Origin of the sequence: Sediminicola luteus (assembly GCF_040566555.1) — a bacterium.
Classification (GTDB): Bacteria; Bacteroidota; Bacteroidia; order Flavobacteriales; family Flavobacteriaceae; genus Sediminicola.
Window position 1 is genome coordinate 60,587 of sequence record NZ_JBEWYP010000009.1, and the last position, 23,273, is coordinate 83,859.

22 protein-coding genes are annotated in these 23,273 nt (G+C 39.6%); 7 read left to right on the forward strand and 15 right to left on the reverse strand.

Annotation, left to right across the window (positions count from 1 at the left end):
* Both ABXZ32_RS13935 and ABXZ32_RS13940 read left to right on the forward strand, forming a co-directional pair.
* The gene (locus tag ABXZ32_RS13935; protein ID WP_354619302.1) at positions 1–1,350 is read left to right on the forward strand and encodes a TolC family protein; all 1,350 of its coding nucleotides are present in this window, start codon (positions 1–3) and stop codon (positions 1,348–1,350) included.
* A gap of 15 nt (positions 1,351–1,365) precedes the next feature.
* Positions 1,366–1,548 carry a CPXCG motif-containing cysteine-rich protein gene (locus tag ABXZ32_RS13940; protein WP_354619303.1) on the forward strand — a complete coding sequence of 61 codons (183 nt, stop codon included), beginning with the start codon at positions 1,366–1,368 and terminating at the stop codon, positions 1,546–1,548.
* Between the two features lie 62 nt (positions 1,549–1,610).
* On the opposite strand, the gene ABXZ32_RS13945 is transcribed toward ABXZ32_RS13940, so the two are convergent.
* On the reverse strand, positions 1,611–2,291 hold the full coding sequence (locus ABXZ32_RS13945; protein ID WP_354619304.1) for a head GIN domain-containing protein: 681 nt from the start codon (positions 2,289–2,291) through the stop codon (positions 1,611–1,613).
* Between the two features lie 335 nt (positions 2,292–2,626).
* Between ABXZ32_RS13945 and ABXZ32_RS13950 the strand changes: the two genes are divergently transcribed.
* From ABXZ32_RS13950 to acs, 3 genes are read left to right on the forward strand one after another with little or no spacing between them, the layout of a single operon-like run.
* On the forward strand, positions 2,627–2,890 hold the full coding sequence (locus tag ABXZ32_RS13950) for a DUF4212 domain-containing protein (protein ID WP_354619305.1): 264 nt from the start codon (positions 2,627–2,629) through the stop codon (positions 2,888–2,890).
* 27 nt (positions 2,891–2,917) lie between these two features.
* On the forward strand, positions 2,918–4,630 hold the full coding sequence (locus ABXZ32_RS13955; RefSeq protein WP_354619306.1) for a sodium:solute symporter family protein: 1,713 nt from the start codon (positions 2,918–2,920) through the stop codon (positions 4,628–4,630).
* Between the two features lie 33 nt (positions 4,631–4,663).
* Complete coding sequence (gene acs, locus ABXZ32_RS13960) at positions 4,664–6,571, forward strand: acetate--CoA ligase (protein WP_354619307.1); 1,908 nt, start codon at positions 4,664–4,666, stop codon at positions 6,569–6,571.
* A 56-nt stretch (positions 6,572–6,627) separates the two neighbouring features.
* Here acs and ABXZ32_RS13965 read toward each other — a convergent pair whose 3' ends face one another.
* From ABXZ32_RS13965 to ABXZ32_RS13980, 4 genes are all read right to left on the reverse strand, one after another.
* The gene (locus ABXZ32_RS13965; protein WP_354619308.1) at positions 6,628–8,169 is read right to left on the reverse strand and encodes an acyl-CoA carboxylase subunit beta; all 1,542 of its coding nucleotides are present in this window, start codon (positions 8,167–8,169) and stop codon (positions 6,628–6,630) included.
* Positions 8,170–8,172: 3 nt separating this feature from the next.
* The gene (gene accC / locus ABXZ32_RS13970) at positions 8,173–9,615 is read right to left on the reverse strand and encodes an acetyl-CoA carboxylase biotin carboxylase subunit (protein ID WP_354619370.1); all 1,443 of its coding nucleotides are present in this window, start codon (positions 9,613–9,615) and stop codon (positions 8,173–8,175) included.
* Positions 9,616–9,624: 9 nt separating this feature from the next.
* Positions 9,625–10,110, reverse strand: coding sequence for an acetyl-CoA carboxylase biotin carboxyl carrier protein subunit (locus ABXZ32_RS13975; RefSeq protein ID WP_354619309.1), 486 nt, complete (start codon positions 10,108–10,110; stop codon positions 9,625–9,627).
* A gap of 180 nt (positions 10,111–10,290) precedes the next feature.
* On the reverse strand, positions 10,291–11,010 hold the full coding sequence (locus ABXZ32_RS13980) for a glycosyltransferase (protein WP_354619310.1): 720 nt from the start codon (positions 11,008–11,010) through the stop codon (positions 10,291–10,293).
* 186 nt (positions 11,011–11,196) lie between these two features.
* On the opposite strand from ABXZ32_RS13980, the gene ABXZ32_RS13985 reads away from it, so the two are divergent.
* Positions 11,197–11,979, forward strand: coding sequence for a DUF547 domain-containing protein (locus tag ABXZ32_RS13985; protein WP_354619311.1), 783 nt, complete (start codon positions 11,197–11,199; stop codon positions 11,977–11,979).
* 42 nt (positions 11,980–12,021) lie between these two features.
* Positions 12,022–14,262, forward strand: a complete 2,241-nt coding sequence (locus ABXZ32_RS13990) for an efflux RND transporter permease subunit (RefSeq protein WP_354619312.1) — start codon at positions 12,022–12,024, stop codon at positions 14,260–14,262.
* A gap of 128 nt (positions 14,263–14,390) precedes the next feature.
* Here ABXZ32_RS13990 and ABXZ32_RS13995 read toward each other — a convergent pair whose 3' ends face one another.
* From ABXZ32_RS13995 to ABXZ32_RS14040, 10 genes are all read right to left on the reverse strand, one after another.
* The gene (locus ABXZ32_RS13995) at positions 14,391–15,242 is read right to left on the reverse strand and encodes an alpha/beta hydrolase (protein WP_354619313.1); all 852 of its coding nucleotides are present in this window, start codon (positions 15,240–15,242) and stop codon (positions 14,391–14,393) included.
* A 62-nt stretch (positions 15,243–15,304) separates the two neighbouring features.
* Complete coding sequence (locus ABXZ32_RS14000) at positions 15,305–16,114, reverse strand: amidohydrolase family protein (RefSeq protein ID WP_354619314.1); 810 nt, start codon at positions 16,112–16,114, stop codon at positions 15,305–15,307.
* A gap of 82 nt (positions 16,115–16,196) precedes the next feature.
* A complete protein-coding gene (locus ABXZ32_RS14005; protein ID WP_354619315.1) occupies positions 16,197–16,634 on the reverse strand; it encodes a hypothetical protein in 438 nt (145 codons plus the stop codon).
* 53 nt (positions 16,635–16,687) lie between these two features.
* Positions 16,688–17,356, reverse strand: coding sequence for an FAD-binding oxidoreductase (locus tag ABXZ32_RS14010; RefSeq protein ID WP_354619316.1), 669 nt, complete (start codon positions 17,354–17,356; stop codon positions 16,688–16,690).
* 130 nt (positions 17,357–17,486) lie between these two features.
* Positions 17,487–18,170 (reverse strand): hypothetical protein, encoded by a 684-nt coding sequence (locus ABXZ32_RS14015; RefSeq protein WP_354619317.1) that lies wholly within the window; start codon positions 18,168–18,170, stop codon positions 17,487–17,489.
* 250 nt (positions 18,171–18,420) lie between these two features.
* Positions 18,421–20,373: a heavy metal translocating P-type ATPase gene (locus ABXZ32_RS14020; protein WP_354619318.1), complete on the reverse strand. Its 1,953-nt coding sequence runs from the start codon at positions 20,371–20,373 to the stop codon at positions 18,421–18,423.
* A gap of 84 nt (positions 20,374–20,457) precedes the next feature.
* Positions 20,458–20,823: a DUF2200 domain-containing protein gene (locus ABXZ32_RS14025; protein ID WP_354619319.1), complete on the reverse strand. Its 366-nt coding sequence runs from the start codon at positions 20,821–20,823 to the stop codon at positions 20,458–20,460.
* Positions 20,824–21,009: 186 nt separating this feature from the next.
* Positions 21,010–21,441: a hypothetical protein gene (locus ABXZ32_RS14030; protein WP_354619320.1), complete on the reverse strand. Its 432-nt coding sequence runs from the start codon at positions 21,439–21,441 to the stop codon at positions 21,010–21,012.
* 646 nt (positions 21,442–22,087) lie between these two features.
* A complete protein-coding gene (locus ABXZ32_RS14035) occupies positions 22,088–22,633 on the reverse strand; it encodes a hypothetical protein (RefSeq protein WP_354619321.1) in 546 nt (181 codons plus the stop codon).
* Positions 22,634–22,779: 146 nt separating this feature from the next.
* On the reverse strand, positions 22,780–23,229 hold the full coding sequence (locus ABXZ32_RS14040; RefSeq protein WP_354619322.1) for a hypothetical protein: 450 nt from the start codon (positions 23,227–23,229) through the stop codon (positions 22,780–22,782).
* Between the last annotated feature and the right edge of the window lie 44 nt (positions 23,230–23,273).

Consider the following 23,273-nt stretch of genomic DNA (forward strand, 5'->3'; position numbering starts at 1 on the left):
ATGAAGAAATTTTATCTACTGTTTATTTTATCAATTGTTTTCGGGCATGACATAGCCGCCCAAGAGAACTTATTATCCAAGGAAGAAGCTGTGGTAACCACACTCCAGAATAATTTCAACATAGTCGTGGCGAAGAACAATGTAGAAATTGCCGAAAACAATACGGGGATACTTAACTCTGGCTATTTGCCAACATTAACAGGAACTGCCGGGGCCAACTATAACAGGGACGATTCTACCATAGAATTTCCAGGTCGCTTAGATGATAATGGAAATCCCTTTCCTGATGTTGAATTAGAAAAGGCCGAAGCACAACGCTACAATACGGCTATCCGTGCCGATTATGTGTTATTTGATGGGCTGGGTCGCTTTTACAACTATAAAAGGTTAAAGGAACAGTATCAGTTAAGCGAGTTACAGGCTCGGGAAACCATAGAGAATACAATTCTACAATTGTTTAGTGTGTATTTTGAAATTGCCAGGTTAACAGAAAATCAAAAGGTATTGCTACAGGCCTTGGAGATATCCCAGGATAGAATAAAAAGAGCAGAATACTCCTTTGAATATGGGCAGAATACCCAACTGGATATATTAAACGCCCAAGTGGATGTCACCAATGATAGCATTAACCTATTGAATGCCAATCAGAATTTGGCCAACGCTAAGCGGGATTTGAATGTGATTTTGAACCAAGACCTTAATAATACATTCAAGGTTGATACGGTAGTACGTTTTATCCCCAGATTGCAATTGGACGAATTTGTAAAACTCACCAACAATAACAATGTTGCTGTATTACAATCGGAACGGAGTTTGGCGATAAACGATTATGATATTAAAGTGAGCAGATCGGGGTATTTGCCGACCATTGGATTGACCGGTGCATACGGATGGAACCTTAATCAGAGCGCTGCTTCTGCATTTTTCCCAGGAACAAATACGAACAACCTTAATTTTGCTGTTGGCGCCAATCTTACTTGGAACCTTTTTGATGGGGGAGGAACTACCGTAAGGGTCAAAAATGCCAAAATATCCTATGCCAATCAGGAATTGACAAGGAAGCAAATTGAGTTGGAAGTTAATAGGGATATTTTAAATGCCTTGGCCATCTATGAGAATAGGCTGAACATTTATCAGATACAGGAACAGAACGTCGTGACCAACCGAAATAATTTTGAACGTTCGGAAGAGCAATTTAAATTGGGGAGGATTACATCTATAGAATTCCGCCAGGCACAGATCAACCTATTAAATGCCCAGACCAATAAAAACCTTGCCAAATATGACGCTAAACTGGCTGAATTGCAATTGTTGCAGTTGACAGGTCAATTATTGAATATAGAATTATAGCGAGAGATTACAACTATGTTTGAACACTTTTTTCAATGCCCTTATTGTTGGGAAGAAATTAGCATGTTGTTGGATACTTCCATTTCCAAACAAACCTATGTGGAGGATTGTGAGGTCTGTTGCAACCCTATAGAAATTACGCCCATTTTCCAAGCACAAGAGCTAATTGGGTTTGAAGCCGACAGTTTGGAACAATAGAAACATCATAAAACAAAAAGCGCCTTGGTATCCAAGGCGCTTTTTGCTTTTAGTAGTCCATGTTACTGTATGGAATTTATATTTCCCCCTACAAATTTGGTTTCTTTAACCTCTTTCGGATTTCCATAAATATTGATGGTACCTCCGGCCCTTACCGTGGCGTCCACAATATCTGTTGCATTCACATTGGCCGTGCCTCCGGCGTTTACGGATACATTGGTCTGTTCAGTTTTTAAATTTTCGTTTTTGACGACGCCTCCCGTATTAACGGAAATATCTTGAACCTTTGAGACCCCTGATAAGGAAACGATTCCCCCGGTTGTGGCCTTTGCGTCCACCTTTCCGGATTCTATTTGAAGTTTCAGCTCGCCGCCCTCCTGTGCCCGCATTTCCAAACTGGTGGATCTTTGCACATCATCGGAAACTATCTTTGCCTTTTCGTTTACATCCAAAAGAACCAGTGTTTCTGTATGGTACAGCATAACTGTGGTATTATGGCCATCCAAAAAATTGTCCAGTTCCATTCGTATTTTTAAACGCCCTGATTTGTTGACAAAGGCGACATCACTTTTGTCATTTCCGGTAATTACGGCTTTGTTTACATCACTACGAATCAGCTTTACAGTGATCCCATCATAAGCCTTTACTTCAGAAAATTTATATAGTTCATGGGTAACCTCTTTTTGTGCAGAAGCAGTCCATGTTATTAAAGTGATCGCGATAAGCGCAATTATAGTTCTCATAGAATATTGTTTTAAGGATTAACTTGTAATATATACGTGCATAAGCTGCCCTTGGGCTTTCCCGAAAGGTCATTATTTAAAAGGTGATAATTGATCTCGAACGGATCTAAAATGTGCTTTTTCAAGGAGAAAAGTAACAGTCGTCCTTTAAGATTCAAAGCAAATAGAGTTATGTTATTTTTTCACGAAAACGATTCGATGTAAATGTTGATTGCTAGTAGTTAAATCTCTATTTTTAAAACGTCATATTTGAGGATTGTGCTGTATGGGTGTTAAAATCATAACGGAAAATCAATGCAAAAGTTGACAATGCCAATTTGTAAAATCGAGAATCCATGTCAGAAAAACAAGCCAAAGCAAAGGCGTATTGGAAGGAAAACCTAAGGTATTTATTGCTCTTATTGTCCATTTGGTTTTTAGTGTCCTATGGTGCAGGTATCCTGTTCAAGGATGCATTGGATGAAATAAAGCTCGGAGGTTTTAAACTCGGGTTTTGGTTTGCCCAGCAAGGATCTATTTATGTGTTCGTTATTCTCATCTTTATATATGTTAGGCTGATGAACAAACTGGATAAAAAATATGGATATAATGAGGAATAAACCTACCAAGAAAAACATAAACGGGATATGAGTGTACAACTATGGACCTACATCATTGTAGGGATAACCTTTGCACTCTATATTGGCATAGCCATATGGTCCAGGGCAGGTTCTACGAAAGAATTTTATGTGGCCGGTGGCAATGTTTCACCCTTGGCGAACGGAATGGCCACTGCGGCGGATTGGATGTCTGCAGCCTCATTTATCTCCATGGCGGGTATTATTGCTTTTGCCGGATATGACGGTTCTGTTTACCTCATGGGATGGACAGGAGGGTATGTGCTGTTGGCACTACTATTGGCGCCATATCTTAGAAAATTTGGAAAATTCACGGTGCCCGACTTTATTGGGGAGCGCTATTATTCCAAAACGGCCCGAATTGTGGCCGTTATCTGTGCCCTAATTGTTTCCTTTACCTATGTAGCGGGACAAATGAGGGGCGTTGGTGTGGTGTTTTCCAGATTTTTGCAAGTTGATATCACCACAGGGGTAATCATAGGGATGGTCATTGTTCTCTTTTACGCGGTATTGGGAGGAATGAAGGGGATTACCTATACCCAAGTGGCACAATATTGTGTTCTCATATTTGCCTTTATGGTTCCTGCCATCTTTATCTCCATTCAAATGACAGGAAATCCTATTCCCCAATTGGGCATGGGTGCTACGTTAAATGATGGCTCAGGAATGTTTTTGTTGGATAAATTAAACGGACTCTCCACGGAATTGGGCTTTGCCGAATATACAGATGGATCCAAGTCCGTCACCGATGTGTTCGCCATTACTTTGGCCTTAATGGTGGGGACTGCGGGATTACCACATGTCATTGTACGATTCTTTACGGTTAAAAGAGTTAGGGATGCCCGTAAATCAGCAGGGTGGGCCTTATTGCTTATCGCGATTTTGTATACCACCGCACCGGCTGTGGCCGTATTTGCCAAAACCAACCTTATCCATACTGTTAGTAATAAAGATTACTCCAGTATGCCCCTTTGGTTTAAAAACTGGGAAGATACCGGTCTATTAATTTTTGACGATAAAAACAAGGATGGGAAGATACAGTACGTAGCCAATAAAATGGATAACGAGCTTACCATTGACAATGATATTATGGTCTTGGCCAATCCCGAGATCGCCAATTTGCCTGCCTGGGTCATTGCCTTGGTAGCTGCCGGAGGCTTGGCTGCAGCATTATCTACAGCTGCGGGTTTGTTGTTGGTGATATCTTCTTCTGTGTCCCACGATCTTATTAAAAGTATTTTTAAACCTAATATTTCCGAAGCGGGCGAATTATGGGCAGCACGAATTTCCGCAACGGTAGCCGTGATTATTGCCGGGTATTTCGGAATCAATCCACCTGGGTTTGTGGCGGCAGTTGTCGCACTGGCATTTGGCCTTGCAGCCGCCTCCTTTTTTCCGGCCATTGTATTGGGGATTTTTTATAAAAAAATGAGTAAGGAAGGGGCCGTAGCAGGAATGATTGTGGGTATTACCCTAATGCTCTTTTACATGCTTAAATTCAAATTTGGTCTTTTTGATGGCGGTAAAGATGCAGTGGCTGGACTGTCTAAGGATTGGTGGTTTGGAATTTCACCGGAAGGCTTTGGTAGCATCGCTATGATCGTTAACTTTATAGTGGCCCTATTGGTCAATATGTTTGCCCCTGATCCCCCAGAACAAGTACAGGAAATTGTAGAGGACATTCGAATTCCCAGTGGAGCCGGGAAGGCTATAGTCCATTAATGTAAATCGATAGTAAAAATTTAGAATTCCATCATGAGTAATTACCATATCAAACATTTAGAAGAGTACTATCAGGTGTATCGCAAATCGGTGAGGGATCCAGAAAATTTTTGGGAAGAAGTAGCTGAAGAACATTTCCTGTGGAGAAAAAAATGGGATAAGGTACTGAGCTGGGATTTTACAAAACCGGAGGTAAAGTGGTATGAAGGGGCCCAACTCAATATTACCGAAAACTGTATCGATAGACATCTGACGACCAGGGGCGAAAAAACGGCCATTATTTTTGAACCGAATAATCCGGACGAGGAAGCTGAACATATTACCTATAGGCAACTACACGAACGTGTTTGCGAATTTGCCAATGTGCTCAAGGACCAAGGTGTTAAAAAGGGGGATAGGGTATGTATCTATTTGCCCATGATACCTGAACTGGCCATTTCCCTCTTGGCATGTGCCCGTATCGGAGCAATACATTCCGTGGTATTTGCTGGATTTTCATCTACGGCACTATCTACTAGGATCAATGACAGTGATTGTAAAATGGTAATCACATCCGATGGTTCCTACAGGGGAGGAAAAGAAATAGACCTCAAGGGAATTGTAGATGAGGCCCTTCACGATTGCCCAGGTGTAAAAACCGTATTGGTGGCAAAACGGATAAATTCCGATATAGCGATGAAGGAAGGTCGTGATAAATGGTTACAGCCTTTATTGGATGAGGCTTATCGCGATTGTGTGCCTGAGATCATGGATGCCGAAGACCCATTGTTTATTTTATACACTTCTGGATCTACAGGTAAGCCAAAGGGGATGTTGCATACCACAGCAGGCTACATGGTGTACACTGCCTATACTTTTAAGAATGTTTTTCAATATAGGGAAAAGGATGTGTATTGGTGCACCGCCGACATTGGTTGGATTACGGGTCACAGTTATATTGTATATGGTCCTTTGGCAAACGGGGCAACCACTGTCCTCTTTGAAGGGGTGCCAAGTTACCCCGATTTTGGACGTTTTTGGGAGATCATAGAAAAACATAAGGTCAATCAGTTTTATACTGCACCAACAGCGATCAGGGCCTTGGCCAAAGAAAGCTTGGATTTTGTAGAAAAGCACGATCTTTCTTCAATTAAGGTATTGGGGACCGTAGGAGAACCGATCAATGAAGAGGCCTGGCATTGGTATAATGTAAACGTGGGCAAAAAGAAGAGTCCAATAGTGGACACATGGTGGCAAACTGAAACAGGCGGCATCATGATTTCACCTATTCCTTATGCCACCCCGACCATACCAACTTATGCGACCTTACCATTGCCTGGGGTCCAACCAGCATTGATGGACGAAAATGGCAATGAAATTAAAGGAAATCAAGTGGACGGGAGGCTCTGTATCAAATTTCCGTGGCCTGCCATGGCCAGAACCATTTGGGGCAACCATCAACGGTATAAGGATACTTATTTCTCTGCCTATGAAAACAAATATTTTACTGGGGACGGGGCACTACGAGATGAGGTTGGCTATTACCGAATTACGGGTAGGGTAGATGATGTGATCATCGTATCTGGCCACAATCTTGGTACCGCACCCATAGAGGATGCCATTAATGAGCATCCTGCAGTGGCAGAATCAGCTATTGTTGGCTTTCCCCACGATATTAAGGGAAGTGCGCTTTATGGATATGTAATTCTTAAGGTTACAGGGGAGTCTAGGGACCAGAATAACCTGAGGAAGGAAATCAATCAGATCATTACAGAACAGATTGGTCCTATCGCCAAATTGGATAAGATCCAATTCACAAGTGGACTTCCAAAAACACGTTCAGGGAAGATCATGAGAAGGATCCTACGAAAAATTGCCTGTAATGAAATGGAAAACCTCGGGGATACTTCCACCTTATTGAACCCAGAAGTGGTCCAAGAAATTATAGAAAACAAATTGTAACAATGTTCTGCTTATATCAGATATAAAAAAAGCCTTCTTTTAAGAAGGCTTTTCTGTTACAAGGGAATATTTCCGTGTTTTCGGTTCGGTCGTACTTGCTCTTTGTGTTCCAGCATGCTGAAACCTTTGATCAGTTTTCTTCTTGTATCCTTAGGCAGGATCACTTCGTCTATAAAACCTCGTTGGGCCGCCCTGTATGGATTGGCAAACTTGTCCGCATATTCCGCTTCCTTTTCAGCCAATTTTTTTGAGGGGTCATCTGCTGCCGAAATCTCCTTTCTAAAGATGATTTCACTGGCGCCTTTAGCTCCCATGACCGCAATTTCTGCACTGGGCCATGCGTAGTTCAAATCGGCTCCAATATGTTTGGAGTTCATTACATCATAGGCGCCACCATAAGCTTTACGGGTAATGACTGTAATACGGGGAACAGTAGCCTCGCTCAAAGCGTAAAGTAGTTTGGCGCCATGTACGATAATCCCGTTCCACTCCTGATCCGTTCCGGGTAAAAACCCAGGGACATCTACCAATACCAAAAGGGGAATATTGAAACAATCGCAAAAACGCACAAACCTAGCGGCCTTCTTTGAACTGTTCACGTCCAAGACGCCTGCCAAGTACATAGGTTGGTTCGCAACGATACCAATGCTTCTACCACCGATTCTTGCAAACCCGACTAATATGTTTTCCGCATAGTCCTTATGTATTTCATAAAAGCTATCGTCATCTATTATGCCTTTGATTACCTCATGCATATCGTAAGGTTTATTGGCATTGTCGGGAATAATGTTCGATAGGGTATCCCTAACCTCGTCCCCAAGCTCAAAAGGAAGGGTTTTAGGGGCTTCTTTGTTGCTTTGAGGTAAATACCCCAACAATGTTTTTATATCCTCCAAGCACAGCACGTCATTGGCTGAGGTTATATGTGCCACCCCTGATTTGGTAGAGTGGGTACTTGCGCCGCCCAGCTCTTCTGAGGTAACCTCTTCATTGGTAACTGTTTTTACCACATTGGGACCAGTTACGAACATATAGCTGGTGTCTTCCACCATCATGGTAAAATCTGTCATGGCAGGGGAATAAACTGCCCCTCCTGCACACGGTCCCATAATGGCCGATATCTGGGGGATCACCCCAGAGGCCTGGACGTTTCTATAAAAAATATCCGCATAACCTCCCAAGGAACGAACCCCTTCTTGGATTCGCGCTCCTCCAGAATCATTCAGTCCTACTAGGGGAGCACCAACTTTAACCGCTAGATCCATGATTTTACAGATTTTTTCGGCATGGGTTTCTGAAAGTGCCCCGCCAAATACGGTAAAATCTTGGGCAAACACATATACCAATCTGCCATTTACAGTCCCGTATCCCGTAATTACACCATCACCATAATAGAGCTCCTTGTCCATTTCAAAATCGGTGGTCCTGTGGGTCACAAGGATACCAATTTCCTCAAAGGAACCATCATCCATAAGATAGTTGACCCGCTCTCTGGCGGTCAATTTTTTCTTTTGATGTTGTTTTTTTATTCGATTTTCCCCTCCACCCAAATGGGCTTTGGCGATTTTATCCTGTAGTTCTTTTATTTTAGAATCCATATATTACTGAATTGGCAATCTTAGAATTTTTTGATCTTCCATATATTGTTTTAAGGCAATCATGGCCGCAATTTTAGCCTCTTCTTCCTTGGCACTTTTTAGGGCTTCTGGAGAATAATAATTTTTTACAAAGTGGGTGTCAAAAGCACCAGAGCGGAAGGCTTCATGTTCAAAAACATATTTGCCAAAGGCCAAGGTGGTCTCCACGCCGGCCACCAAGTAACGGTCTATGGCCGAAATCATCAATTGTATGGCCTCTTCCCTTGTTTTTCCGTAGGTGATCAGTTTTGCCAACATAGGATCATAATAGATGGGAATATCCATGCCTTCCTCAAACCCATTATCCACACGTATGCCTTCACCTTCTGGTAGCACATAGGTGTCCAAATGGCCCACACTAGGTAAAAAGTCATTTAATGGATCCTCGGCATAAACCCGTAATTCCAAGGCATGTCCTTTTATTCCTAGATCTTTTTGAGCGATAGGGAGTTTTTCGCCCCTAGCCACTCTTATCTGCAGTTCCACCAAATCCATCCCAGTGATCAGTTCCGTCACCGGATGTTCCACCTGTAGCCTGGTATTCATCTCCAGAAAGTAAAAATTATGGTTTTCATCCAATAGAAATTCCACGGTTCCGGCACCTATATAATTACAGGCTTGTGCAACTTTTACCGCTGCTTCTCCCATTTCTGCCCTTAATTCTGGTGTGAGTACGGAGGACGGGGCTTCTTCCACTACCTTTTGGTGCCGTCGTTGGATACTGCACTCCCTTTCAAAAAGATGAATGATGTTCCCATGGGTATCTGCCATCACCTGAATTTCTATATGTCTTGGCGAGGCCACGTACTTTTCTATAAAAACGGAACCATCCCCAAAAGCAGAGGTTGCTTCACTAATGGCCCTTTTCATCTGGGATTCCAGGTCACTTTCTTTTTCAACGATCCGCATACCTTTTCCACCTCCACCTGCAGAGGCTTTGATCAGGATAGGGAACCCAATTTTCTTTCCAATTTCCTTGGCCTTGTCAATATCTGTAATGGCTTTGTCTATACCTGGAACCATGGGAATGCCATAGTCCTTAACGGCATCCTTGGCCGCTAGTTTGCTGCCCATTATTCTAATGGCATCTGAATTAGGGCCTATAAAAATGATATTGTTTTGTTCCACTTCTTCCGCAAAATCTGCGTTTTCGCTTAGAAACCCATATCCAGGGTGAATAGCGTCTACTTGAAGTTCCTTGGCCACCTTGATGATTTTGGAACCTAAGAGGTAGGATTCATTGGAGGGTGGCTCCCCTATACATACAGCCTCATCGGCAAATCTTACATGAGGGGCATTTCTGTCTATGGTAGAATAGATGGCCACCGTTTTGATGCCCATTTTTTGGGCAGTTTTCATTACCCTAATGGCAATTTCACCGCGGTTGGCAACCAGTATTTTTTTTATGTTCATTTTTTATTCGAATTCTATTAATAACTGTCCCTTGTCAATAGCCGTTCCCTTATTTATAGGGACCGCCTTAATAACTCCTTCTCGTGGCGAGGTGATGATATTTTCCATTTTCATGGCCTCCAATATTAGAAGGGGATCGCCCTCTTTTACCGATTGTCCAGGGGTCACATGGATATCTAAAATCAAACCTGGCATTGGAGCCTTGATGGAATCGATCTGTTTGGATGAACCAAGGGCGAATCCCATTTCCTTGATCAAAAGATCCAGGTCATCGGTAATTTTAATGTGATAGGGTTTATTATTGATCTTGACCGTATATGCCCTTTGGTTCATATCCGACTTTACCACTTCTGCCTTAAAAGGTTTGCTATTTTGTAGCACGTGGTATTTTAGGGGACCTGTAGGGGTCGTGTCCAGTTGTTCCAAATCTGCTAAAGGAATGGTAAAACTATAGGTTTCATCTACAGTTACTTCAAACTTTTTATTCATCAAACTATTGGTTTAGAAACATCTAGGCCTTAGGTTTTCCAAGTTGAAATTGGGATAAGAGGACATTCGGCATCTACTCTTACAAGGTCTAGACAGCTTTAATAGCTTAAAGATATATTTAATTTTTAAAGTGATGAAACATTACTGTTTTGTAATGGACAATAATGGGGGAAGAACAGGTTATTTATAATTGTCATTGGGAAGGTTGAGCATGGTATTATGGGTGGTCTTGATTTTTTCTGGCGTAAAGCCAGTTTTAAACATTAGAAAAAGGACTAGATTGGTGAAATTGACACGCAGGTAAGAATTGTAATCGTATTTTCTAGCGGACACCACCAGGTTGTTGTTCACAATTTTATAGGGAATTTTATTTTTCTTGATTTTACCCCAAAACTCAAAATCTTCCATGATAACTTGTTCCTCATTAAAGCCTTTTAAGCTTTCAAAATTACACTTTGTGATAAAGAGACATTGATCACCTGCTCCAGTGAAAAGTCCGTCTTTCGCGGTAAAAAATTCGTTTATTTTAAGAAGTAGGCCACTCTTGTCAAATTTGTATGAAAAAAGGCCTGCGCCATAGCCGTTACCGATAGTCTCAAAAATATTGCTCAAGAAGCCGTTTGGAGGAATACTATCGGCATGTAAAAATGCTAAGATATTTCCTTTTGCTATTTTGGCCCCCAAGTTCATTTGTATGGCCCTACCTTTTCCTTGGCATTGGATGATATGAAAGGGCCCCGTAGTTTTTAAATGTTCAGCACCGTCGGTATTACCACCAGAGAGGATTACCAAAACTTCGACTTGGAAAGTTGGGTTTTGCTTCAGCTGTGCTGAGAGTATGCTGATGAGACCTTCAATATTCTCTTTTTCGTTGTGTGCAGGGATTATTATGCTGAGCATAGGCTAAATTCAAGAGGGTTATTCCTTTAACTATTTACGAAAGTACATCGGTTAAAGTTCAATTTTAAACATTTCAATTCAAATAAGTATCTGTTTTTTGAAAGATAATTTAAGAAATACGGACTAAGAACCAAACCCATTGCCAATAATTAGCGTAATTATTCCACTAATCAGAAGTTCACTATTATGAAAGTACTCAGTATACTACTATTAATTTTCTTGCCTTTTTTACCTTTTGATTATGCTCTAGAAGGCGGTAATGCTCATCAAAAGGTAGACTTCAACGAACTATCCGAACAATTTTTAAAGAATATAAAACAGGGTAAAGACACCAAAGACCTACAGGACATCCTTGCAAAGACCAGTTTGGAAGAATTGGAGAATCAACTAAGGACCAACGATCAGAAAACTGCTTTTTGGCTGAATATTTACAATGCCTATATTCAGGTTATATTGGCCGAAAACCCCGAACTATACCAAGATAGGGGTAGTTTCTTCAAAATGGAACAGATCAATATCGCGGGCAATATGCTCTCTTTTGCAGATATAGAACACGGAATGGTCCGTAAATCACAATGGGAATACGGTTTGGGTTATATCCGAAAGTGGTTTCCCAGTAAATTTGAACGGAAACTGCGGGTAGAAGAAAGAGATTACCGCATACATTTTGCCCTTAATTGTGGTGCCAAAGATTGTCCGCCTGTAGCCATTTACGAAGCTGATAGATTGGACGAACAACTGACAAAGGGCACAAAGCGCTTCTTGACCAATACATCTGATTTTGATAAGACTAAAAGAGAAGCCGCCGTCACCTCCTTGTTCAGTTGGTTCAGGGGCGACTTCGGTGGAAAAGGAGGAACCAAGGATATCCTAAAGAAGAATGGCATCATAAATAGTACAAAAGGTGTGGATCTAGTCTATAAAAATTATGATTGGACACTTTATTTAGATAATTTTATTGAATTATAAGAGTAGTGCCACTTCATTTTAAAACGATTTTTTTTAGTATCGATGGAGAAGATTATTGGATATAAAAAAATTGTCGTTTTAAGTTTTGCTCTTTTGGCCCTAGCTGCATGTTTTTCTTTGACCGGACTCAAATTTTCTTTTGATCTACAGCCCTTTTTTCCTGAGGGAGACGAGGAACTGGTGTTTTATCAAGATTTTGTCTCGGAATTTGGTACGGATGATAGCTATCTTTTTATTGCAGTTGAAAATAAAAACACCGTTTTTGATAACGGTTTCTTAGAACGTTTTCATCAATTTTCATTAGATGCCAAAACCCTGCCTTTTGTAAATCGAAGTGAATCCCTTACCACCTTATCCTATCCACTAAAAACCTCTTTTGGGTATATGGGGCTTCCCATTATACATCGGGAGGATACCACAGCCTACAAAGAGGATTGGAGGCGCATCCAAGAGGAGAATATTTTTGTGAATTCCTTTATAGATGCCCAAGCAACCTCATTGGTAGTGGTTCTGGAAACGGATGAAAATCTGGATTATTCCCAATCCAAGGAACTGCTAGGTGGTATGGAAGTACTTTTGGCAAGCCATGATTTGGATACGTATCATGTTTTGGGAAGGGCGCCCTTTTATAAGGCAATTGTGGAACTTCAAAAGAGCGAGCTTATATACACCACCATTGCATCATCTGTGTTGATTATATTGATGCTGTTTTTGATTTATAGAAAGGCCGCCATTATTGGAATTGCCTTTACTTCCATTGGTATCTCATTACTGCTGTTTTTGGGTGTTGTAGTGCTTATGGGAAAGGAGCTTACTGCCCTTTCTGCCTTTTATCCCATTCTCATTTTGATTGTAGGTGTTTCCGATGTGATTCATCTGATGGACAAATACCTTAAGGAATTGGATTCCGGTAAAACCAACGCATCGGCCATGGTTGTTGCCTTAAAGGGTGTTGGCGTGCCGACTTTTCTGACCTCTATGACCACTGCATTCGGATTCCTATCGTTATTGACCTCCAAATTGGAGGGGATTCGCGATTTTGGTCTTATTTCCGCCATAGGGGTTATGGTCACTTTCGTCACTGTAATGATTTTAGGAAGTGCGTTATTGGTTATTGTAAACAAAAGGCACCTATTGCGGGAACATGTGGGCTTTTCTTGGAGCAGTGGGAAACTCACCCAAATACAGAAATTTACCTGGAACCATGGTAGGGCCATCATTGTGGGCAGTCTTATTTTTGGACTGGTATGTCTTGTTGGGGTCTTTAATATCAATACCAATTACAGGTTCTATAAAAGTCTTCCAAAGGACAGTAGAATAGCTTCCGATTTTCAGTATTTCCAAACCAATTATGCAGGCTCCAGACCTTTGGAAGTAGCCGTAATAGCAAAAAATAATCATATGGTATCTGATTATAGTGTATTGAAGGAAATGGACAAATTGGAAAAGCGCTTGCAAAAAGAACCGGCGATCAAGAGCATACAATCTGTGACCACTTTCTATAAATTTGCCAATAAGGCCAACCATTTGAACAAAAGTATCTATTACACCTTACCCGATACCAAGGAGGAATTTGAACTTCTGGCGATGGATGTACAGAAATTGAGCAGAAAGAGATATTCCAGGTTTGTGAATGAAGATGGTTCAAAAGCAAGGATAACAGCTCGTGTTTTAGACGTTGGCTCAGATAGTTTGGTACATATTTATAAGGGCATCAACCATTTTATAGACAATGAAATAGATACGACCAAAGTAGCATTTACCCTTACTGGCAAAGGCTATCTGTTGGACACCAATGCCAATGATGTGCGGAATAGTATTTTACAGGGCTTGTTGGCTGCTATTTTTTTGGTAGGGGTGTTAATGGCTTTTATTTTCAGAAACTTTAAAGTGCTCTTTATTTCCATTGCGGTCAATATCTTTCCCTTGTTGTTCTGCGGGGCTTTGTTGGGATTTTTAGAAATTCCCCTGGAGGCAACCACATCTATAGTGTTTGCCTTGGTTTTCGGAATATCAGTGGACGATACCATTCATTTTTTGAGCAAGTATAAAATTTGTTTGGCCGAGGGACTGCCCAAGGAAAGTGCATTGGGCAAGACTTTTTCAGAAACAGGTCGCGCCCTGGTGATTACCTCATTAATCTTATTCTTTGGATTTGCTGTGATGTTGTTTTCCAATAGTGAACCCAGTTTGATCATTGGCCTGTTGGCAGCTGTAACCTTATTGAGCGCTTTAGTATTTGATCTTCTTTTATTGCCGGTCCTGATCCGTAAATATTTGTAATTATTAGGTCTAGGTCAGACCAGTCCAAAAGTTTTACAAACCATTTAATAAATCCCACTGGCGAAAAATAGGGATGGGAAGTTTAGTAGTGCATTAACAAGCACCTAGGGCTGTGGTAATTTTAGGGCTTACTTTTTACTGAGGTAAAGCCATTCCATGGCAGGGGTAAATTGTCTGCGCCAAAAACGTTCGTTGTGTTCGCCTTCAGGGTCGGAGACCAATTTGAGGTTTTTCTTTTTCTGCCCCGTTTCCAAAATTAGGTGGTACATTTTTTTGGCAGGTTCTACCATGCCTTCCTCTTTTTCGCCTACCAACATAAAAATCTTGGTGTTCCTTGGGAGCGGATTGTTTTTGGTAAAACTATAGACCTCATCGGCATACCAGTAAGAAGGAGAAAAGATGGCAGCCTTGCCAAATACTTCGGGATATTGGAACATAGCATAATGGGTGATCAACCCCCCAAGGGAACTGCCCATCAAAGATGTGTTTTTTCGATTGGGAAGGGTACGGAAATTACTATCGATAAAAGGTTTTAACTGATGTACCATAAATTCCACGAATTCCTCTCCTTCGGCCTTACCGTATTTCTTATTTTCCCATGGACTCAACTCATTGATTCGTTTTTCCTGGCCGTTATCAATCCCAACAACAATCATTTTCAACCCGGAGTTTGTTGCCAAGGCGTTTAAACTTTCATCCACGCCCCATTCTCCTGCATAGGAAGTGGCATCATCAAATAAGTTCTGTCCGTCCTGCATATAGAGAACAGGGTAGGACTGGTCCGACTCATAATACCCTATGGGCAGGTAAATCCTGATCTGTCTGGAACGGTCTAATTTAGGAATGTCGAGGCTATGCTCCAAAACTATGGCGTTCGTTTTTTGAGGGCTTTGTTTTTGGCTTGCGTTGGATGATTTACACGAAAGGATCCCAAGGAAAATCCCTAGGCACATAATATATTTTAGCATAATACGATTCATGGTATTGTACCTTAGAATTTATAGAACTAAGGTTGATATTACAATTGCAGTATGGGTATTGATTATAGCTTGGTTACATCAATCTTAAACAGTTCGGCAGCGTTTTTCCACAGGATAAGTTCCTTTTTATCTTCTGGAAGATCTAGTTGTTTAATGAAATTTAGATAGGAAGACATATTGGAAATGGGCCAATCTGTGCCGTACAAAAGATATTTTGGGTCTCCGGCATAGGTGATCATTTCTTCCAATTCCTTCTTCATATATCTTTCAAACTTATCTGAAAAATTACCAAGCACCAATCCAGAAAAATCGGCATGTACATGTTTGTTCTTATAAACCACTTCCATACAGTCCTTGATCCAAGGATTTCCCACATGGCAGATAACTATTTTCATTTCCGGGTTATCCACTGCTACATCATCAATATGTAAGGGATGTGAATATTTTACCCTTCCCGTTGGGGAATATGTATCCCCAGAATGAAACATTACGGGCACATCGTACTCCACGGCCATATCATATACCACCTTTAGCCTATTGTCATTTGGATAGAAGGGTTCGTAACCGGGATACAATTTTAATCCCTTAATGAGACCCTGTTCAAGAAAATCACTTATTTCATATAGGTCCCTATGGTTGTAATTTAAATAGCTGATTCCAGCAACAACACCCAAGTTGTTCCTGCCGCTAATGGCTTCCACTACCTGTTTAGTGCTGGGCCTGTGCTCGTTTACCTTATAGGATGTAAGAACCAGAGAATAATCTACCTTGTTTTCGGCCATTGTGTCCGTAAGTTGGTTGAGGCATTCTTCCAGGGAAACTACGCGATCTTCATGATAGTTATTAATGTGGGTATGGACGTCGATAATCATAGCTAAGAAATTTGTTCACTTGTAAAAGTAAGGAAGCTTTTTTACAAATGGCACGGGTAAGTTAAGGATAAGAAAATTTAATTTAATCGATCTTCATGGTTTTTTCATACTCCAACCCTGGGCCGTCGCATTGGTTCCATGTGCTGGTCATAACAGTTGAGGATTGAAGGAGCAATACTTCTTTTTGGTCTCCAAGACAACTGCCAATGATATCGCTTGTAGAGGCAAAGGTGAGTTCCAATCTTTTCCCTTCTTCGGATTTCACCGCAGAATAGGTTCCAGCAGATTCGGTAACTGTGCCATTTTGTTCTCGTGATTTAGAGAAGGTGCCATCACTATTGAATTTATAGGATTCTTGCCACCCCATTTCTTGGCCAGTGGTTTCAGAATCGGGGGTGTTTCCCGACATTTTAACCAGAACCCATAGCCCTTGATAGTCTTGATAGATAGATTTATCAGAATCCTTGTTACAGGAGGATAGAAATAATAGAAGCCCAAAAAAGAAGGTGCTAACTTTCATATAAGTTGATTTTTATATAGGTACTCTAAGGCGCGAAAGGTTGCGTAATATTTCTATTTTTCGAAAATCAGTGTTTCTGCAGTAGCCCCTAGATCTAGTAAAAGATGGGTGATATTTTCAACAAAGTCCTTAGGCCCACATAGATAAAAGTTTTGTCCAAAGTCGGCGATATTTTTTACAAGGAAATTACGATCGATCCGAATGCCCCGAAACCCGACTATGTTCTCACGGGTAAATATATTGATAAAATCATTTTGGAGCATTGTACGTAGTTCCGCTTCCATAATGATATCTTCTGATGTTTTATTGGAATAGATCAGTTTATTGCCATGTATGTTCCTATGCTTGTAGAGTTCTCTAAAGATGGAGATAAAAGGCGTAATGCCCGATCCTCCTGCAATGAAAACGCCTGGACCTTTATATTGTATGGCACCGAAAACATCATGAATAAGCAATTCGGCACCTGCGTTGATGCTGCCCAATTTTTTGGTTACCCCATCATGATCATCGTAGATTTTTATCATAAATTCCAGATATCCCAATTCTCTAAGAGAGGTAAAGGTAAACGGTCTTAATTGGTCCTTCCATTCTGGGAGGTTAATGGACACATTGGTGGCCTGTCCAGGGATAAAATCATATCCTTTGGGCTTTTCCACAGCAAAACGTTTTACGTTATGTGTGATATAGTGTGCCTCTAGTATTTTTACGATATGCTGGCTCATGGTTCTTTAATGCTATAGGTTCAAAAATGACATTATTAAGATAATGAATAATTTTCTAGGGTTAAACTGCCGCCTGGGGGTAAAGACTCATGAATTATAAAGTAGAGTTATGAACGTACAGATCTGTAATTCATATTTTACTAAAATAAAAGTCAAATATTTTCACAAGATCATCGCCCTTATCGATTTTTAATTTGTTGTCCTTTATAAACGTTTTTATTGTTTTGGAATGGGCGGGGAATAATTTTAAGAAATTTTTTAATTTATGGGGTATTTTGAGGAGTTGATCCGATTGCCCTTTAAAATCTGTGATAAAATAGGATTCTTTCTGTTTTTTAAACATTGCAGGTTGACTATCCTGATATCCTTGAGCCTTAACTGCTTTTGTAAATTCAATTTTTTCTTTGAGGTATAATTTATAATTCCCTTGTTTGGCAAGTAGTTCAAAAAATGAGGCTTTTACATTGCCTTTTTCATCAAGGTAGGTTTTTGTCTCATATATTTTATCCGAACCATCCAACAGAGATATGGTATAGGGTTGAGTATCTGTTAAAATAACAAATTGGTTTTCATCAACCATAATTTCGACCCTATCTTCATAGGCGTCAAAACGAACCAGTTTGGTTTCATTGATAGCGTTAATTTTGGCCGGAGTAAACTTTTCAATTAGATAGGGACTCCCGGAGGGTGAATTGTATTTGGTTTTATACAAATCCTTAGAAAAGTAAACATCCCCAAGATCTCCACGAAGTTCAATTTGGGCATATGTAGTAAAGTTTAGGAACAAAAATCCTAATATAAAAAGCTGTTTCATAATGATATTCTAGTGGTTGAACTTTTATTAGTTTTGCGCTCGGAAAACTATTTATTTCCTGTCAGAGCTGGCCTTTAGGCCTTAACTTATAAAGTTACCACTTTTGCTTTTTAATACCTTTAATTTTATTCATTTATAGTATTTAAGTTATTCGGGCTTTAGTAAAAGTAAATGTGTTTGGTCCACAGTTTTTAGACTAATAAGGTAATAGCTCCTAGATCGTTAAAAGGATCAACCAACTATTAACCTTCTAATCCCAATTCATCTTCTGTAATCTAACAGCATTCAAAATTGCCAATAGTGCCACCCCAACATCAGCAAATACAGCTTCCCACATAGTAGCAATACCACCTGCTCCTAAAATTAACACGATCAGTTTAACACCAAATGCCAATATGATATTTTGCCAAACAATTTTTCTGGTGGAACGAGCAATTTTTATTGCTTTTACCACTTTTGAAGGTTGGTCCGTTTGAATAATTACATCGGCAGTTTCAATTGCCACATCACTTCCTAAACCTCCCATTGCAATTCCAATATTGCTTGCTGCCAAAACAGGAGCATCATTGATACCATCGCCAATAAAAGCAATTTTGTTTTCGGGATTCTGTTTTAAGATTTCTACTTCATTTAACTTATCTTCTGGAAATAGTCCACCTTTAGATTTTTCAATATTTAATTCTGAGGCCAATTTTTGCGTTATGGAATCCTTGTCTCCGGAGAGCATTATAATATTCGAAATACCAATCTTATGTAAGTTGGTAATGGTTTCTTTGGCATCTTCTTTTAGTTCATCTGCAATCACCACATAGCCCGCAAATACACCATCAATCCCAACAAAAACAACCGAATCTTCAATGGTTTCCGTTTCCCTATTGACTTCGATTTTATTAGCGGTCATCAAAGCTTTGTTACCAACCAAAACTGTTTTTTTATTTACGCTTCCTTTCAAGCCTTTTCCTCCTATTTCAGACACTTCCGAAGCTTCAAAACCTGGCCCTTCTGCTTTGTATTCCAAAATGGCCTTAGCAATGGGATGTGTGGATTGCTCTTCCATGGCCATTACGTATTTCATGAGCAATTTTTCATCCCAACCACTGGCTTTTACCTCTTTGATTTTGAAGACACCTTTGGTTAGGGTGCCTGTTTTATCCATTACCACAGTGTTTATTTTGGTCATGGCATCGAGAAAAGAAGCTCCTTTGAATAAAATTCCATTTTTTGAGGCTGCACCCAATCCGCCAAAATAACCCAGGGGAATGGAAATGACCAATGCACATGGACAAGAAATCACCAAGAAAATCAAAGCCCTATACAACCAAATCCTAAAGACATAATCCTCCACAAAAAAGTAGGGTAAGAACGTAACACCAATTGCCAAAAACACAACAATAGGTGTGTAAATACGTGCAAATTGTCTTATGAATAATTCTGTTTTTGACTTTCGAGCTGTGGCATTTTGAACCAAGTCCAATATTCTGGCAATAGAACTATCCTTAAATTCTTTGATGACCTCTACTTCAATAACACCTACTAAATTGATGCTACCCGCAAAAACCTTTGCCCCTTTTACAATAGTATCCGGTTTGCTTTCTCCTGTTAAAGCAGCGGTGTTTAAGGATGCTTTTTCAGAGGTTAAAATACCATCCAACGGTATTTTTTCGCCCACCCTAACTTGGATTTTCTCTCCTATGGTCACTGATTCGGGGGAAACACGTTCTATATCACCATTTCGAAATACGTTGGCTTCTTTTGGACGGACATCCAGCAAGGCCTTGATATTGGACTTTGCCCTTTTGACTGCTGCATTTTGAAATAATTCGCCAACAGCATAAAACAACATAACTGCGACACCTTCTGGGTATTCTCCTATTATAAAAGCACCGAGGGTGGCAAGGGACATTAAAAAAAACTCTGTGAAAACATCTCCTCTTTTAATGCTTTCCCAGCCTGCCTTTACTACCGGGAGCCCTACAGGTACATAGGCTATTCCGTACCAAACAATGCGCAGCCAATCTTTAAAAAATGCAACCTCATTATAATCTAAGGCAATGCCAATTAATAGCATTAAAAAACTAAGAATGGCAGGTAAATATGCTTTGAAATTATTGGATTGCCCACCATGATTATGACCATCATCGCGTCTGTGTTCCTTATCAGCGTTTGGTTTTAAATTTTTTAAATTGAGTTTCTTTTTTCTCATTTGGGGGTTGATTGATGCTTAATCCAAAGCACTGATTTCGAGATGTTCTAGGCTCGCTATGTACTTTTCTTAAATGGATTTAGACTAAGCCTTTCGTAGAATCTTTTCCATCTTACGTCCTTTAGCCAATTCGTCCACTATTTTATCCAGATATCGTACGTTGCGGGTTAATGGTGTTTCGATTTCTTCTATCCTATAACCACATATTACCCCTGTAATGAGATGGGCATTTGCATTTAGTTTTGCTTTTTGAAAGAAGGTTTCAAATGTTACTTTATCCTTTATGAGTTTTTGCAGTTTACGTTCATCAAATCCTGTCAGCCATTCAATTACTTGATGTAATTCCTCCTTTGTTCTATTCTTCTTTTCAATTTTTGTGACATAGTGTGGATATACCGAAGCGAAGGTCATTTTTGCTATCCGTGCATCGTGTTCGGGTGTTGTTTTCATAGCTTACCATTCTTTAAAGCCCACAGAAGGACAGTCGTTATCAAATTAAAAGATTTTAACGTAGTTGTAAATTAAAAAAAAATGGTGGGCTTCGCAAAAATCACAACCTTTCGGTTTGGCACTTAATGACTATGTTTTAAGGCAATTGACTTCGATGAATTTTCTCAGTTGTTGGTTGCCGGTGAATTAATTTAGTTTTAATTCAATGATATTTACTTTCAACGTAACCATCTTTCGAGCGTCATAAGTGCCATGCTCGACTTCAAACTCCCTTTCATATTCATTGATTTTTGACCATTGAATAAAATTTGGATTATATAAAGGTCCAAATTCGAATAGATTTTGGTTTAGATCTTCGTCAAATTCAGAAACAGCTACGAGCAAATTAGTAGATACTTCATGTCCTTCTTCAAATCCTGAGCTGCCACTGCCATTATCTATTATGTAAATTTTTACAGATAAATGACCCTCACTGTTTTCAGCAATTAGTTTTGAATTATTCAGCACTTCAATCAGCCTGGAATTTTCAGATTTTTCAATTTTTAGTTCATTCTGTCCGCTAGATATTTGAACTAAAAATATGGTAAAGAATAAGATTAAAGTTGTAGTTATTTTCATTTTGTAGCTAGCGCTCTGTATAAGTTTGCACTGTGACGACATCTGTGAATGCCTTGGGCGGTTCGGCCCCTGACATCATAGACTTTTACATATATACAATCCGTCAGTTTGATGGTTTCTATTTTTTGTGAATTTTGGTTGATTGAGTGTAGGACGCCCTAAACTCTAGAATGTTACAAAGAGAATATATTTTCAATCGGGGACATCGACTTGTTGAAGATTTTAAAGTGATATTCCCAAATGTTTTAAAGTATAAATAACAGCTATCTTCATGATAAAACACCTATAGCTCCTTGTGGATGTCCAATTTGGATTTTGTGGTTGTTAAACTTCTCCCAATTGCGTAAGTGTTGAACAATGTAAACGTCTAGTTAGATGTGTACATAAGGGTGCTTATTGCGTCCATCACAATTGAGGATTAAAGAAGTAAGTAATGAAAGATACAAAGCAAAAACAAAAGGAGAACAACATCAGTATTGATAGGCCATTAACCCGTCATGAGAGTTGGAGAAATCACCGAAGGCATAATGCTTTAAAGCTAATAAAGTTTTCGTAAGAACTACGGATTATTGTAATGTAAAAGGGGGCGAAAGCCCTCTTTTTTGTTTTTGCCTATTATCAATATGAACAATAGGTATTGCAATAACTAGTTTATTTCTGAATCTTTAAAATATTTATTGCCTTTGTTATCTACAAGTCGGCCATCGACAAGCTTGTATGTCAAAGTATCTTGCCCCATAGTAAAATGAAATCCACTCTCTATTGGCTTCGGATAGTACCTAATGGGTTTGTTGTCATTTGTATTAATGTCCCAATTCAAGTCACTATTTTCATCTATCTGCACTAGAAAACTGAGGTCTCCATTTTCGTTTTTCCATTTCCCTGTAAATTGACCTTTCAAGCTATTGGGCAAAAGAATATATTTCACCCCACGAATGGTAAGAATATCTTTTTGGTCATTTAATAGTAAAGGGACATTATAATGTGGATACTTAATATATGCTTTTGAACCTTCAATAACTATTTCATCTGAACGATCGTATTGGTTTAGCCACAGTTTTCCATTTTGCTCCTCGATATTGAGGATACTCTTTTCGGTTTCTTGGTCGATCCAGGTGCCCTTGTAGGATTGCGATTCTGCACATGAATATAGAAATAATGCTAATGTGAATAATATTGCAGTTTTTTTCATAATTGTATTTTTTTTACTCATGCCAACGCATGGACTATGATTCAATTCTGATCCCATCTTCGACAACAATAGGCGGTTTGATGGATGCTTTTTTTGTTATTTACAAAATGCTTTAAATAATGAAAACCTTTGTTTGGTTTTGGTTCTTATTTCTTGGTGAAATATTCAATAACTGTGAAATCTTCTCTCCCAGAATTATCCTTGTAACGTCTTTTATTTGTCAGTTTTAGTTTCCCTTCGATGATTTCATAGGTTATAGCGCTTTCAGCAAATTTGTGATCCCATATAAGTTCAAATTTATTGGATTCTTTTTTCACTTCATTTGATACTTTTTCGCCCCAATCGCAGTCTTGAGGGTGGCATGTGGCCCACATTTGGACAACTATACTGTTGTTTTTGAAAGATATTTGGCATTTGGAAATACCTCTTGTTTTGTCGTCCTCATTAATCCATACCCCCTTAAAATCATTATTCCCGTTCTTTTCCAAAACTGTATTTGTAGGTTGGTATACTCTGTCTTTTATATTATTTGGAGATGCTAGATTTATACTCCAAAATAGTATAATAACCGAAATGGAACTGATGATTAATTTCATGATTTTTGAATCTATGTTTTATAGAGTGAAATCTAACTTTTAGG